Raw genomic sequence first — 14574 nt, 5'->3', positions numbered from 1 at the left:
TTCCTTTATCACCATCAGGCATAATGCTTTCGCAAAAAAGCAGCGATCACCGTCAGGTGATGATTATCGTGTTCTGCTATGAAATACAATATGTCGGCCAGCGACATCTGCTGGCCCAAACGCGGATGCATCGCCCGCTTCTCCATATCAGCCGCGGAAAAATGCTCCACCTGTTTGAGGAAATTGTCCCGCACCTGCCGGAAATGATACACCAGCTCACTGATCGGGTACTGATTGTGATGCGCCTCCACTGTCGCCCTGTTTTCCGGGTCTGCCGCGGTCAGCGTCCTGCCCGCCAGCAAATCCTCCAGCCGCTTGTCATGCAGCAGCTCGATATCTGCAAGATGACCAATATGCTCTTTCACCGACCATTTGCCCTCATCCCGGATCTCCATGATGTCTTCCGGCACCAGCACCGTCATCTCATCCAGCCGCGGCGCCGTGGCCCGCAAACGCTCCATGAAAAAAGGAACATAGTCTGCCGTATGCCCCCACTGGAAACGGCGGTCCGTCCATTTTAATAATGCTGTCATAAATTAAAGCCTCCCGTATTGGTAACGCCTCACCAACGGAATTGTTGCCCCCTCTCCGTTCATAAATTTCTGTTTGCCCATACCACCCGAAGCTGTTACCTTCGGTCCATTATTCATCCCCAAAAAACAATTACAACAGCGTTATGAGAAAGCTACTCTCCGCATGGCTGATGCTGGCGTCCGTACAGGTATTCGGACAAACAGCCGCGCCTGATCTGAAATCTGTTTTACTGGCACAGCTCCGCAGTACCCACAACAGGGCGGAATGGTTCGTTCCGGCCAACACTGCCGTGGCCGGCCTCTCCGCCGAACAGGCCAACTGGAAAGACAACAGTGGCAACCACTCGGTAGGTCAACTGGTACAACACCTCGTTTTCTGGAACGAACGGCAGCTCAACAAATTCCTCGGAAAAGAAGTAAAAGACTTTAAAGGCGACAATAACGAAACGTTTGCCAACGTAGACAAAGCCAGCTGGGAAACAGCGGTAAAAAAACTGGACGAAATACTTACCGGGCTGGAACAATTCGTGGAAAAAGCGGATGAAAAAACACTCACCGCCGCAGCAGGCAACATCGCCAATATCTCCGCCCACAACGCCTATCATACCGGACAGATCATCTTTGTCCGCAAAGAACAGGGATCGTGGAACCCTGACAACGGTGTAAAATAATTACGAATTACGGATTACGAATTACGAATTAAAGTTCCGCTTATAGAGCGATTCATGAGTAACCGCGCTGACAGGGGCTCTCAATTCGTAATTCGTAATTGTCCTAAAGCCAGCTGTGAAAACGCCGGATAAACCAGCTTTTTATCCATTGGACCCACACAGCCGGATGCTATTTTCTGACCAGCTTGGTGATCACTTCGTGATTATAGTTGATCACAGACGGAAGTCCTTCCACTGAACTCGTTTTTGAAAAGGAAATGTGTGATTTCAATAACAGCGTATCTCCCTTCCAGCTCAATTTGGAAGCGATCGGCTGTCCGGTCATGGAACCCTCCATGCCGGGAAAAGAAGCCGTGGCGCCCTGCGAATACAGGGAGTCGTTGGCCCTCAGTTCGTAGGCTGCCTTACTTTCAGAAGGAGGCATGGTAATGCGCCATGGCATGTCCTGTGATGCCACCAGCTCACCGTTGATGTAAGTGGCATTTTTCACTTTTGAATCTATCGTATAACTGACGTCTTTGGACACCATCATACGTTCGTCGAACGTTACGGTACCTTTATTTTCGATGCTGATATAATCGGTGTTGGTGATTCCTTTTAGCGTATTACCCTCCAGATCGGTGGCAGCGGTGACCGACTGTCCTTTCAGCTCCACACCGGCGAACTTCCAGGTGCCCACCAGTTTATTACCGGACGGATTAGGATTAGTGCCCGGCGGATTTACAGTAGGGTCCGGATCAGGGCCAGCCATCGGACCTTTGGTACAGGAGGCAAACAACAAAGCGGCAGATACCGCAAGGAACAGATAGGTACGGGTCATCGGGTATTGGTTTAAACAGATAATACGACAAATCTAACACATATTACTTATAACGCATATTATTTCAGAAACAGAAATCTTACCGCGGGCAGAAAGCTTATGTTTATTTTTACGGACATTCATTTTATTATCATGAAAACAACTGTCAACCGCTATCCTGAGTGCGACTACAAAGGCAAGACAAGAGCCCTGAACGACGCCATGGAGCTCCTTCAGGGCAAATGGAAAGTATTGATTATTACGGTCCTCTGTTGCCGCGGACGGAAACGTTTCACCGAACTGCAGCAGGAAGTGGAAGGCATCAGCGCCAAAATGCTGACGCGCGAACTACAGGTCCTGGAGCTGAATCAGTTGGTGCAACGAACAGTTTGTTCCACCAAACCGGTGACGGTACAATATGAGATCACTCCTTACGGCAAAACGCTGGAGAAAATTGTCCTGCAGCTGATGGACTGGGGCCTTGGGCACCGCCGCCGTATTATGTCGGCTACATTGTCTGTAAGCTCTTTACCGGATTCCTCATCGCTGTGCGTACAGCCTGGTAGCTGACGGTGGCCAGCGCAATCACAACGGCCATACCTCCTGCCAGTACAAACACCCACCAGTGAATAGCCGTGCGGTAGCTGAACTGATCGAGCCAGTAAGCCATAATGCCCCATGCCAGCGGAAATGCGATCACTGCCGATAACATCACCAGCTTCAGGAACTCCACGGACAGCAGCCTGGCGATGCCTGCCACACTGGCGCCCAGCACCTTGCGGATACCGATTTCCTTAGTCCTTCGTTCGGCGGTGTAAGCCGCCAGCCCGAATAATCCCAGGCAGGAAATAACGATGGCCAGCGATGCAAATACTCTCGACAAGCGGCCTATCATCTGTTCACTGCTGAACATGGCATTGAACTGTTCATCTACGAAGCGGAAGGCAAACGGGTAACCAGGATTGTCCTTTGCCATCACCTGTTCTATTCCTTTCACCGCCTGCTCCGGGTCGGCTTTGGCTGCTATCCGGACATACATCATGCGGGGATCATTGTCGCGCTTGAAAAACGCCACCGGGTCCGGCTTGCCGTACATGTTTCCGTATACATAATCTTTCACGATGCCTACGATCCGGTAGGGGCGGTAGTTATTTTCTTCATCATCCGGTATCAGCAGGTTCCGGCCGATACTTCCTTCTGCTCCCATCAGGCGGGACAGCGATTCGGTGATCACAACGCTGAAGCTGTCTACCGCAGCGCCGGACAGGAAGTCGCGCCCCTGTGTCAGTTCCATGCCGGAGGTGAAAAAGAATCCGGGCGTTACGCTCCTGTGGGAGATCAGGAAACCGTTTTCCGGTGAACCGGGCCAGCGGAAAGCGTTGGTATTGTTGCCTCCGTATATGGTGGCATGGTCAGAGAGCGCTACATTTTCTATCAATCCTGTATTCAGCAGGTCCTGGCGAATAGCGGCAAAGTCCTGCCCCATCCTTCCGGTAACGTCCATTTCCAGCAGGTTGTCCTTGTTGTAGCCCAGCTTTCGTTGCTTCACATGTTCTATCTGCTGATAGATGATGATGGTGGAAACAATCAGTACAATAGACACCGTAAACTGCACTGTCACCAGTCCTTTGCGGATAAACGCCGCACTGCCGCCGGGTGTTTTGATGCCTTTCAGCACCTTCACCGGGTTAAACGAAGAGAGATACAGGGAAGGATAACTGCCGGCCACCAATCCGGTCACCAGCGCAATGGCCAGCAATGCCACCCAGTGCGCCGGATGCTGCAGCCCCAGCCCGATCTGTTTGCCTACCATGGCATTAAATGCCGGCAGCAGGAGGCTGATGACCGCCACCGCCAATACAGCCGCCAGCAAAGACATGAGCATTGCCTCCCCGATGAACTGTATCACCAGCCGGCCTTTCCCGGCCCCTAACACTTTGCGCACCCCCACTTCTTTGGAACGTTTCTCACTGCGTGCCGTCGCCAGGTTCATAAAATTGATACAGGCAATAAAAATGATGATCCATCCTATCACGGTAAACAGGCGCACATAGCCAATCCGGCCGCCTGTTTGCCTGCCATCCGTAAATTCATTCCGCAGGCGCCAGTCATTCATCGAAAACAGGAAAGGCGAACAAATAGCTTTCGGAAATTTCTCTTTCACATAACCCGCCAGCTGCCGGTTGAGCGCCGCTACATCGGCGCCCGGCACCAGCTCCACGAAACTATTGATCGCGTTGGCATCCCACGATGCCAGCGCTTTGTGCGCGTTAAGATAAGTCTGGAAAGGCGCCAGCCATTCAAACCGGAGGGTGGAATTCTGCGGCAGGTCTTTCAATACGCCCGTCACCATATATTCCTGCTGGTTGTCCATCTTCAGCAGCTTCCCCCGCACGTTGGCCGTTTGCCCGAAAAATTTACGTGCAGCCGTTTCCGTTATCACCAGCGAATTGGGTTGAGTAAAAGCGGATTGCGCATCCCCTTCCACAAAAGGAAAGGTGAACATGCTGAAAAGCGTGCTGTCTGCATACATCCCGGAACTATAATAAGCCGTCTGACCGTTGCTGAACATGGCGGATACTTCCCCCTCCGTAGTGCGGCAGGTGCGGGCTACGCCGGGGAACTCCGCCTGGATGGCCGGGCCCATCAATGCCGGGGTAGACCAGAAAGTACGTTTATAACCATCATACTGCCAGTGCTGTAAAACGGCATATAACCGGTCTTTCTTTTCGTGCATACTGTCGTATTGCACTTCGTCTTCCACCCAGAGGAAGATAATACCAGCACAGGCAATGCCTGTCATCAGCCCGAAAATATTCAGGAAGCTGTATACTTTATTTTTCCACAAGCTGCGGACAGCGGTCCGGATATAGTTGGTAATCATGCTAACCGGTTTTCCAATCGGATGCCAACAATAAATATATTAGTATCCAACAACATACATATTACACAATGTAAAAAATGTCCGCTTTTGAGACAAATTTTGTTCAATTGCGGATAGAAAGCCGGTAACGGCGCCGGCTACACGATCCTTTAAAGTTTCCCTAATTCACACCCTTTTAACAATCACTGTTTTTATATTGAAGTCAAAAAATGGTCCCTGCTATCCCCCTGCTGCCCCTGACCCTTTTTACGCTCCAGCCTGTAGCCGCCGACACGCCGTTGCGTTATCCCGCTGCCGCTGTTATCCGGTTGATAGATACGCTTTCCGGAAAGCTCGATGAAAGTCACCCCGGATATTACCGGTACCGCTCCAAAAGCAGGGTACAGCAGTATACCGATTCCCTGAAAGCCACGATCACGGCAGATTCGCTCACCACGCTGGAAATTTACCGCAAGGTAAAACCTTTTGTTTCCGCGATCGGTTGCCTGCACACGGGGCTGCAACTGCCACCGGCATATGTATCGCAACTGAACAGCCAGCCGAATTTACTGCCCTTACAGTTATTATTCGACGACAGGCAGGCAACGGTCACCACAAATTATTCGGCAGACAGCAGCCTGCTTCCCGGTGCCGTGATCACGGCCATCAACGGTAAAAGCATCCGGGATTTGCTGGCGGTACTGTTACCCGCCATTCCGGCTGACGGCTATAACCTGACCATGAAGTACAAAACATTGTATCACCAGTTTCCTTCCTGGTACCGCAGTATGATCGGGCCCGCCGGCACCTTTACACTGACGCTGTCCGATGGCCGTACCGTCATCATACCGGCTGCCCGGTTTGAGGAGCTGGCGCGCCCCGGCTTCCTGGAAGAACCCAGCCCCAGGGAAACGCTCAGTTTTACCCTGAAGGGAAAGACTGCCATTCTCACCATCCGTTCTTTCGCCGCATCGGACGTTAAAAGAACAGGACAACATTTCAGGAAGTATATCGATCGGGTATTTCTTCAGCTGCAGCAGCAAGGTATCCGGCAGCTGATCGTAGACCTCCGCGGCAACACCGGCGGCACCGATGGTAATGCCGTTTATTTCACCCGGCATTTTTTCGGGCAGCCATTCCGTTATTGGGACAGGATAGAAGTCACCCCAACGATAGCGGGGCAGATCAAAGGCTTTACCCGTCTTTTTTACCGGAAGCCTGCTCTCCGGGAAGGGACCTATCGTTGGAAAAAGTCCCCTGTCACCCGGGAGTTTGATTATTATACGCTGCAGCAACCGGCGCGGTCTGTTTATAACGGCAAGACCTACATCCTGACAGATGGATTTTGTATGTCTTCCTGCGCGGATGTAGCGGCTATTCTGTCATTTCACCGAAAAGCGGTTTTTATCGGGGAGGAAACCGGGGGCGGTTACCAGGGTAATACCAGCGGCATGATGCCGGTCGTTGAACTACCGCCCGTTTCGCTGTTGCTGACCGTACCGCTTCAGCAATATTATAATGCAGTAGATACGACGCTTCACCGGGGCCATGGCACGCCGCCGGACTATGCCGTGCCGTTGACGGCCAACGCTGTTATAAACGGCATCGACCAGCCTATGGAGCTGGCGCTCAGGCTGGCCGGTGCTATGTAGTTGTCATTATTGTGCAAGATAGGTGGGATTATCTCTCAGGTCCATCCGCATTTCAACCAGGTGTTTTTTGAATCCTGCTTTCTCGTATGCTTTTACTGCCGCTTCGTTGTCGGCATACACATCGAGGCGCAGTTCCAGTATGTCCTGCAGATAAGCCCATTCTTTCAGAAAAGCCACGATCCTGGCGTTAATGCCCCGGCCGCGAAAAGCCGGATCTACATACATGAAGCCAAGGCGGCCCTGTTTATCATGTTTGAGATATGGCCTGGATGCCGGCTCTATGCGGCAATAGCCGGAACCGACGATCTGTGTGCCCGCCACGGCCACGGCTACCTCGATATGATCGGCCGCTATAATCTGTGCGATGTCGTAATAATGAATGGTCCCGTCCTGCAAAGTGGGATCATAAGGCCTTTCCTCCGAGATAATGCCCTGCTCGAAAGTAAGCAGCAAGGGCAGGTCTTCCTTTACTGCCTTTCTTACGGTAATTTCCATATACGCTGATTGGATTTTTATACAGATAAACATTCACTTACATCATCGTAAATGTCGGATTTTATCTGTTGTGACCCAACTATTCAGACCGCAAACTATGCGCCGGGTTCACCAGCGCGGCGCGGATACTCTGGAAACTTACCGTCAGAAAAGCGATCGCCAGCACCAGGACGAACGGGATGGCGAACAGCCACCAGTACAGCTCTGTCCGGAAAGCATATCCTTTCAGCCATTGCGTAACACTGAACCAGGCCACCGGCGTGGCAATGCCGAAAGCGATCACGATCAGCACGGCAAATTCACGGTACAGCAACTGTACAATTTCAGGAACGGAAGCACCCAGTATCTTACGGATACTGATTTCCTTGGTACGCTGCACAATCGTGAAAGATGCCAGCCCGAACAAACCGAGACAGGCCACCAGGATGGCCAGCGCGGTGAAGATGCCGAACACTTTTCCAAACCGCTGGTCGGCCTTGTATTGTTCATCGAAATGCTCATCCAGGAAAAAATATTCAAAAGGACTGGCCGGGAAAAAAGTATTCCAGTTCCGCTGCACCGTAGCCAGGGTAGCGTTGAGGTTGTCCGCGGAAACGCCAACGGAAATATATCCCTTTACATCCGGCCGCAGGCGGAGAATGAGGGATTCATAGGCGTCATGCAGGGACTGCTGATGAAAATCTTCCACCACGCCGGCAATTCTCAACGTGTCTCCCCAGAAAAAAATAAGTTTACCGACGGCTGATTCCGGGTTATCAAAGCCCAGCCTGCGGATACCGGTCCTGTTGAATACTACGGCGCCTTCCGCTCCGTCCATACCGAAGTCACGGTCAAAATTACGGCCAGCCACCAGCTTCAGGTGATAGGAAGGTACAAAATCATAGTCCACGTGGATGGCCCGGAACTGTTTGCCCTCATTTTCGTTCTGCTCTATCAGGCGTATCCCCCCGACGTTCATGGAGGAAGCTTCACCCGGAACAATGGAAGACACCGTTACGCTACGGATATTGCTTTCCCGCATCAGTTGTTCTTTGAAAGCCTGTTGCTGCTGCATCCGGGTAGAATCCGTGTAAATGATCGGAGGTTTTATCACCAGCGTCTGTGCAATGTTAATGCCCAGCTGCTGTGAACGCATAAACTGTATTTGTTTAAAAACAGTGAGCATGCCTACCAGCAAAAACAGGGAAGCGGCGAACTGCACCACTACCAGAGATTTGCGCAGCGTGCTGCCCTGACGGGACGAGATCGCCTTGCCTTTCAGCACTACCACCGGTTTAAAACGGGAAAGCACAAACGCAGGATATAAACCAGACAGAAAAGAACCGGTAACGAACAAAGCCATCAATACGGTCCAGAAAAGCCGGTCATACAGTAATGAAAAAGAGAGCTGCTGACCTGTCACACTATTAAAAAGCGGGATAGAAAATACCACGAGGAACAGCGCCGTCACGACTGCCATCCCGTTCAGCATCACCGATTCGATCATAAACTGCGCCACCAGCTGAGACCGGCGGGAGCCAACGGCTTTACGCACGCCTACTTCCACCGCCCTGTTGATAGCGCGGGCCGTAGCGAGATTGATATAGTTGATCCACGCAATGCCGACAATAAACAAGGCGATCCCCATCAGCAAATAAACCGTGTTGCCCTGACCGTTAGTCTCCGCTTCCATCATCAGGTGGGAATACAGGTGAATATCCTTCAACGGCTGGAGAAAATATTTTGTAGTAAACTCTTTAGGTACGTCCTTGTAATACCTGTTCACCAGCGCAGGGAATTTTGCCTCCAGCTTCCGGGGATCGGCGTCCGCACGGAGCATCAGGTAAGTCAGGCAACCATCCCACTGCCAGGCCGTTTCGGGATTATCCGGCTTTACCATATCCAGGTAACTGGCATAGGAGTACATCGCTTCCGGCTTCAGATGGGTGTTGGATGGCATGTCTTTGTATACGCCCGTCACCTTGAAAACACGACGGTGATTTTCGCGAACGATTTTACCGATAGGGTCTTCGTTTCCGAACAATTTACGGGCGATGCTCTCCGAAAGCACGATAGTATTGGGCGCCGCCAGCGCCGTGGCAGGGTCGCCGCTGACAAGCGGCGTGGAAAACACCTTAAAATAAGCGCTGCTCGCCCAGTATACCGACGACACTTTTACGCTCCGTTGCCCGTCGTCCAGCAATACCTCCCGCTGTTTGACCAGCTTTACATAGTCTTCTATTTCAGGAAAAGCGTCCTTAAAATAGTTGCCTATTGCAAATGCGCCGGCGGCCCAGCTGGTGGTGAGTTGTCCTTTTTCATACCGCTCCTGCCGTACCCGGTAGATACGGTCTCCTTTTTCCTGCGACCGTTCATAGCTCAGTTCAAACGCCACGTATTGCAGGATCAGCAGGGAAGCGGCAATGCCGATGGCCAGCCCCATGATATTGATGACAGAAAACACCTTGTTGCGGCTGATATTCCGCCAGGCTATCTTGATATAATTTTTCAGCATAACAAAGAAATTCGCCCGGTGGGCTGCAATAAATCTGCCACCACCGGAAATCCTTATCCGGCGCGGCGTTACAGTGGGTACGCCAATCGGAAATGTTTCATTATCGCACACCTTCCGTCCGATAATGGACGTTTCTTTTTACCTTTATGACATGTACCGTCAATACAAACCACATCCGCTGCTGGAGCCCTATATCGACGCTTACTGGAGCGTTACTTCCGCAACAGGGTCGGCGGCTGTGGGCCGTATACTGCCCGATGGCTGCGTGGATATTATCTGCAATCTCGGCGATGCTGCCATAAGCGATGTCAATACACCGCAAGAGCAACTGCTGGCGTCGGAAAAAGCGTACCTGGTGGGCACGATGACGCGCTACGCCGACTCCTGTCAGCCCGGCATGACGCGCATGATCGGCATTCGTTTCAGGCCTGCCGCATTTAATTCCTTTTACCGCCTGCCGCTGCAGGACACGGCCGACGAATGCATCGAATTCGGCCAGGAACTCATTCCCCTGCTGCAAACGGCCGGCGATCATTTTGTTCCGGCGCTGGACCAATACTTGCTGGCGCGCGTTACCCACGCCTCCCGCGACATGCTGCCGCTGATAGACACCATCCGCCGGCATCAGGGCGTGATCCGGATCAGCGACCTGGCCCGCACCCATTTCCTGACGCCCCGTCAACTGGAACGGCAGTTCCTCAAACATACCGGCGTTACCCCAAAGGCCTTCGCCAATATCATCCGTTATCAGGCCGTACACCGGCATATCCGGAATAATCCCGGCAGCAGCCTCCTGCAGATCGCTTTCGACCACGGCTACTATGATCATTCCCATCTGACCAACGACATCCGCAAATACACCGGCAAAGTTCCCTCTATCATCATGGAAAAATAACGGGCAGAAAAAAAATCTGAAAATAATTGTCCGTGTTTAGAAGTGGTTAACAAATGCCAATTTGATTATCTGTAATCTTGCAGCATGGTTCATCGCTAAAAAACGGAGGATATGCCAGGGCTACCTTATTTCACGAAAGACGGCGACACATGGATGTTTCATCAGCCGGCAGTACTGGCCGCCTATCACGGCGAGCTGCTGTACGCCATGGACATGATGCAGGCAAGACCGCTGGCCGCAGAAAGAATATTCCGTAAAATCATCCACGCCTGCGGCCACAGCCATATCGACGCGCTGCTGTCACTGGCCGTAGTCCTCAACAGGAGCGGCCGCCATATAGAAGGGAACGCGCTCATACACAGGGCGCACCTGATTTGCATGGAGGCGCTGCCGGCGGATTTCCAGCCGGGCAGGGACCATATCTACTGGCACCTGCTCGAAAACCGGCCTTTTTTGCGCGCCATCCAGGCGGTCATACCCGAGCACATCAAAGAAAAACAATATGAACGGGCGCTGCATAAAATCAGTTTCCTGCTGAAGATCAACCCGCAGGACGACACCCGGGCCGCCGCCCTCCTGCCAGCCTGTTACATGCACCTCGGCCGTTATGAAGCTTACCTGCAATGGTATCAGCAACAGTCCGCCGGCGGTCATACCCTGGAAAATACCTTTTTCTCGTTCCTCGCCCTCTATAAACTGGGACTGGCCCCGCAGGCTAAAGCACGTTTCCTCGAAGCCCGCCAGGCATGGCCTCATATGGCAGACGAACTGCTCAAATCCAGCCATCAGTTTCCGGCAGATGAGTTTACCGAATACCAGCAGGAGATACCTTCCGGCAGCAGACAGGAAGCCTTCGTTTGCTGGCTGTCCTCCAGAGAGTTATGGCAAAAGGAAAAAGGATTAAAAAAATTTATACGCTCCGCCATCGGAGCGCCTGCAGGCCTCCCCTGATAACCGGTTACTGCGAAGCGCGGATATGGAGCGTAGAACCCTGGAAATAGTAATCCACGGCACTGCTGTATTTTACCACGTTCATAAACGCGTCCAGCGACTGGCATGGGTCCATGCAACCCGTAAACCGGCGCAAAGACATCTCCGGCTCATCAAAAATTACCTTGATCGCAAAACGTTTGTCAATCATTCCCCGGATCTCATTCAGAGAAGCATCGTGAAAAGTATACACGCCGTCCTTCCTTCTGGTTGCACCTGCCATCTGCAGCTCATGCGGGCCACGTAACGCCGCCCCCGCCCTTTCGTTAAAGGCCAGCTGACGGACCACCTCCTTTTCATGCCTGTTTTGCCACCAACCGCTCAGGCACAACCCCGCCAGGATGATGCTGATACATATGCCGGGTACGGTGTAGTTATACGATTTAGCCTCATCGCCCTGATTTAACTCATCCTCTATCGCCAGCCACCCGGCGCCGGCATCCGTTACATCTTTTTTCGGATCCAGCTTACCTTCCTTCATCAAACGCCGGTATTCCCGGGCCACCCTCCGTGCATTGGGTACCTGGTCCATCAGGTCAAACAGCTCTTTGGTTTCTTTGTCGCTCAAGGTCAAGTGTTTTTGAGTATCAAAACATCAGTGGTACCCGTACAGGCGTACCGGTTATCATCAGGTATAGTATAAAATGCAGACAATATGGGCCTGCCGGAATACACGGCATTATACCCCATAAACATCATACGGATAGTTCATGATAAGGGTTGTCATGGTAGTAAGGGATTCCATTTGTCAAATTACTCATCCTGTGTTTCCGGATAATCCTGCCGGAAACTTATATGCTACATGATCGTTGTGATTTATTTCAGGTATCTGATGATCGCCGGCCTTCCCTCCTTTCATTATCCTCCATTTCCGCCAGCCTTGTCCATGCGCCAGTACGTTGTCGTTTAAACTTCTTCCAAAGGTCTGTGATATAGCTGTGTTAGTATAAACGATAAATAATACCATCCGGATTTACTTTGATGAACATGATGCTTCTGACACACAACAAACTTATCATCATCCTGTAAAAAATACCATCAAATATAAATATCATAATCCATTCATATGTATTTTGATTTTGACGGTAACAATTTCTGCTTTTTCTTTCGGGGAACAGTGTACCTTTGCCGCCACATTTATACAGCCATGAAATCTGTCCAAAATCGGTATGCCGTCCTCTTCGGTTTTGCCGGCCTGTTCCTCGTACTATCCTTTTTAGTACGTACCGCGTTGTTAATCTGGGCTTTCCCGCAAGCGGGGCTTTCCATCACCGGTATCCTTTCCACCTATGCAAAAGGCTTCGTGTTCGATGCAGGCATCGCCCTCTTCTTCACCATCGCCTATGCCCTATACCTGTTGCTGCTGCCGCAAAAGCTCAACAACAGCCTCTTTAACCGCGTATTCACCTACACCGGTTTTTTCCTGGCCCTGATGATCGTGATCTTTTCGTTCTTCGCGGAGTTCACCTTCTGGGGCGAGTACGCCGGCCGGTTCGACTTTATCGCGGTAGACTATCTCATCTACACCTATGAGGTCATCAGCAACATCAACCAGTCATACCCGCTGCCTTTATTGATTGGCGGCGTATTGCTGGCCACCGCGCTGCTCACCTGGTGGTGCAGCCGCCGGGGCATGTTCCGCAACAGCTTCCGGTCACGCACCCCCTTCCCTAAAAGGATGGCCATCTTTGCGCTCCTGCTGGGCGGCCTGCTGATGCATGTTTTCCTGATCAGCAACACCTGGGCGGAGAAAAGCAAAAACCGTTATCAGCAGGAACTGTCCAAAGCAGGCATCTACTCTTTTGTTTCTGCCTATCTCAACAATGAACTGGCGTACGATAAATACTACCTGCTGGAAGATGACAACAAAGCTTTTGCCACCATGCGCCAACAGCTGCAGTCACCCGATGCCCGGTACCTCGGCAACGGCCACAGTATCTACCGCAGCATTACCGACACCCTGGCGCCGGTAAAGCCCAACATCATCATGGTCACCATCGAAAGCTTCAGCGCCGATTTCATGACCCGCTTCGGTAACAAGGGAAATATCACTCCCGTGCTCGACAGCATCGCGCAAAACAGCATCCTCTTTACCAACATGTACGCTACCGGCACCCGCACCGTGAGAGGCATGGAAGCGCTGACGCTCGCCGTACCGCCTACCCCCGGCCAAAGCATTGTACGCCGCCGCAACAACGAAAACCTTTTCTCTGCCGCCACGATCTTCCGCAAAAGCGGCTACGAGGCAACCTTCTTTTACGGAGGCGACGGCTACTTCGATAACATGAATAAATTTTTCGGCAACAACGGTTATGATATCACCGACCGCCTGCGGCATCGCCTGGTAGACGACCAGCTGGCGGGCAAACGGACCAACATTCCCGACAGCGCCGTTCAGTTTGAAAATGCCTGGGGTATTTGCGATGAAGACATCTACAAGGCCGCCATCAAAAGCGCCGATGAAAAATATGCTGCCGGCAAACCTTTCTACGACTTTATCATGACCACCTCCAACCACCGGCCCTTCACCTATCCCGGTGGTAAAATCGACATTCCCTCCGGCACCAGCCGCGAAGGCGCCGTTAAATACACCGACTATGCCATCGGCCGGTTCCTGAAAGCTATCCAGGATAAACCCTGGTATAAAAACACGGTCATCATTTTTGTGGCCGACCACTGCGCCAGCAGCGCCGGTAAGAACGAGATAGAAGTCAGCAAATACCACATCCCCTGCATCTTCTTCAATGTGCCCGGCGCCGCGCCACAGGAGATACCGGTCATGTGTTCACAGATCGATATCTATCCTACCCTGCTGAAAATGTTGCACTGGTCCTATAACTCCAACTTCTATGGTAAAAATGTGCTCGACAGCAGCTACCAGCCCCGCGCCATGGTGAGCACTTACCAGAAGCTGGCTTACCTCGAAACAGGTAAAATGGTGATTCTCAGTCCCCAGCAAAAAGCACAGTGCTTCTCCTGGAACCCTGCCAGGAACGAAGAGCAGCCGGCTCCCATGGACAGCACGCTGCTGTCGCACAGCGTTGCTCACTACCAGACCGCCTATTCCCTGTTTAAAAACAACGGTATGCGGAAATAATAAGATACTTATCTGATGTTTTTTTGTATATTTAAGGAGGGGATTGCCGTGGGCAATCCCCTCTCCTGTTCCATAACCGTTCGCC

The 14574-nt window shown here is 51.8% G+C and carries 12 protein-coding genes; 6 read left to right on the top strand and 6 right to left on the bottom strand.

All coding sequences use genetic code 11. The features are described from left to right. Positions 1-14: 14 nt before the first annotated feature. Positions 15-533: a DinB family protein gene (locus HF324_RS09800; protein ID WP_168802305.1), complete on the bottom strand. Its 519-nt coding sequence runs from the start codon at positions 531-533 to the stop codon at positions 15-17. A 143-nt stretch (positions 534-676) separates the two neighbouring features. Here HF324_RS09800 and HF324_RS09795 point away from each other — a divergent pair, with 143 nt between their 5' ends. Further along, on the top strand, positions 677-1204 hold the full coding sequence (locus HF324_RS09795) for a DinB family protein (RefSeq protein WP_168802304.1): 528 nt from the start codon (positions 677-679) through the stop codon (positions 1202-1204). Positions 1205-1373: 169 nt separating this feature from the next. Here the strand turns inward: HF324_RS09795 and HF324_RS09790 are convergent, their stop codons facing one another. Beyond that, entirely contained in the window at positions 1374-2024 is a 651-nt protein-coding gene (locus tag HF324_RS09790) for a hypothetical protein (protein WP_168802303.1), read from the bottom strand. A gap of 132 nt (positions 2025-2156) precedes the next feature. Between HF324_RS09790 and HF324_RS09785 the strand changes: the two genes are divergently transcribed. Then, complete coding sequence (locus HF324_RS09785; protein WP_168859678.1) at positions 2157-2573, top strand: winged helix-turn-helix transcriptional regulator; 417 nt, start codon at positions 2157-2159, stop codon at positions 2571-2573. Here the strand turns inward: HF324_RS09785 and HF324_RS09780 are convergent. Further along, positions 2512-4887 (bottom strand): ABC transporter permease, encoded by a 2376-nt coding sequence (locus tag HF324_RS09780; RefSeq protein WP_168802301.1) that lies wholly within the window; start codon positions 4885-4887, stop codon positions 2512-2514. The two genes, HF324_RS09785 and HF324_RS09780, sit on opposite strands and share 62 nt — an antisense overlap. Positions 4888-5096: 209 nt before the next feature. Here HF324_RS09780 and HF324_RS09775 point away from each other — a divergent pair, with 209 nt between their 5' ends. Further along, positions 5097-6518 (top strand): S41 family peptidase, encoded by a 1422-nt coding sequence (locus HF324_RS09775; RefSeq protein WP_168859677.1) that lies wholly within the window; start codon positions 5097-5099, stop codon positions 6516-6518. A 6-nt stretch (positions 6519-6524) separates the two neighbouring features. Here the strand turns inward: HF324_RS09775 and HF324_RS09770 are convergent, their stop codons facing one another. Together HF324_RS09770 and HF324_RS09765 are read right to left on the bottom strand one after the other, a co-directional pair. Beyond that, positions 6525-7013: a GNAT family N-acetyltransferase gene (locus HF324_RS09770; protein ID WP_168859676.1), complete on the bottom strand. Its 489-nt coding sequence runs from the start codon at positions 7011-7013 to the stop codon at positions 6525-6527. A gap of 79 nt (positions 7014-7092) precedes the next feature. Then, positions 7093-9507 (bottom strand): ABC transporter permease, encoded by a 2415-nt coding sequence (locus HF324_RS09765; protein ID WP_168802298.1) that lies wholly within the window; start codon positions 9505-9507, stop codon positions 7093-7095. Between the two features lie 151 nt (positions 9508-9658). Between HF324_RS09765 and HF324_RS09760 the strand changes: the two genes are divergently transcribed. Continuing rightward, positions 9659-10402, top strand: a complete 744-nt coding sequence (locus HF324_RS09760) for a helix-turn-helix domain-containing protein (RefSeq protein ID WP_168802297.1) — start codon at positions 9659-9661, stop codon at positions 10400-10402. A 111-nt stretch (positions 10403-10513) separates the two neighbouring features. After that, entirely contained in the window at positions 10514-11353 is an 840-nt protein-coding gene (locus tag HF324_RS09755) for a tetratricopeptide repeat protein (protein WP_168802296.1), read from the top strand. A gap of 7 nt (positions 11354-11360) precedes the next feature. On the opposite strand, the gene HF324_RS09750 is transcribed toward HF324_RS09755, so the two are convergent. After that, positions 11361-11960: a DUF4974 domain-containing protein gene (locus HF324_RS09750; RefSeq protein WP_168802295.1), complete on the bottom strand. Its 600-nt coding sequence runs from the start codon at positions 11958-11960 to the stop codon at positions 11361-11363. Positions 11961-12539: 579 nt separating this feature from the next. On the opposite strand from HF324_RS09750, the gene HF324_RS09745 reads away from it, so the two are divergent. Beyond that, the gene (locus HF324_RS09745) at positions 12540-14489 is read left to right on the top strand and encodes an LTA synthase family protein (RefSeq protein WP_168859675.1); all 1950 of its coding nucleotides are present in this window, start codon (positions 12540-12542) and stop codon (positions 14487-14489) included. Positions 14490-14574: the final 85 nt, after the last annotated feature.

The sequence above is a fragment of the Chitinophaga oryzae genome, from assembly GCF_012516375.2.
Lineage (GTDB): Bacteria > Bacteroidota > Bacteroidia > Chitinophagales > Chitinophagaceae > Chitinophaga > Chitinophaga oryzae.
Note: the sequence above shows the minus strand (reverse complement) of the source record. Positions and strands in the feature narration are given on the sequence as shown.

What these genes read in the sequence shown, in the direction of transcription:
- HF324_RS09745 (WP_168859675.1), top strand. Translation starts at nt 12,540, where the DNA reads ATGAAATCTGTCCAAAATCGGTATGCCGTCCTCTTCGGTTTTGCCGGC.
- HF324_RS09770 (WP_168859676.1), bottom strand. Translation starts at nt 7,013, where the DNA reads ATGGAAATTACCGTAAGAAAGGCAGTAAAGGAAGACCTGCCCTTGCTG.
- HF324_RS09755 (WP_168802296.1), top strand. Translation starts at nt 10,514, where the DNA reads ATGCCAGGGCTACCTTATTTCACGAAAGACGGCGACACATGGATGTTT.
- HF324_RS09795 (WP_168802304.1), top strand. Translation starts at nt 677, where the DNA reads ATGAGAAAGCTACTCTCCGCATGGCTGATGCTGGCGTCCGTACAGGTA.
- HF324_RS09785 (WP_168859678.1), top strand. Translation starts at nt 2,157, where the DNA reads ATGAAAACAACTGTCAACCGCTATCCTGAGTGCGACTACAAAGGCAAG.
- HF324_RS09760 (WP_168802297.1), top strand. Translation starts at nt 9,659, where the DNA reads ATGTACCGTCAATACAAACCACATCCGCTGCTGGAGCCCTATATCGAC.
- HF324_RS09765 (WP_168802298.1), bottom strand. Translation starts at nt 9,507, where the DNA reads ATGCTGAAAAATTATATCAAGATAGCCTGGCGGAATATCAGCCGCAAC.
- HF324_RS09780 (WP_168802301.1), bottom strand. Translation starts at nt 4,887, where the DNA reads ATGATTACCAACTATATCCGGACCGCTGTCCGCAGCTTGTGGAAAAAT.
- HF324_RS09775 (WP_168859677.1), top strand. Translation starts at nt 5,097, where the DNA reads ATGGTCCCTGCTATCCCCCTGCTGCCCCTGACCCTTTTTACGCTCCAG.
- HF324_RS09800 (WP_168802305.1), bottom strand. Translation starts at nt 533, where the DNA reads ATGACAGCATTATTAAAATGGACGGACCGCCGTTTCCAGTGGGGGCAT.
- HF324_RS09790 (WP_168802303.1), bottom strand. Translation starts at nt 2,024, where the DNA reads ATGACCCGTACCTATCTGTTCCTTGCGGTATCTGCCGCTTTGTTGTTT.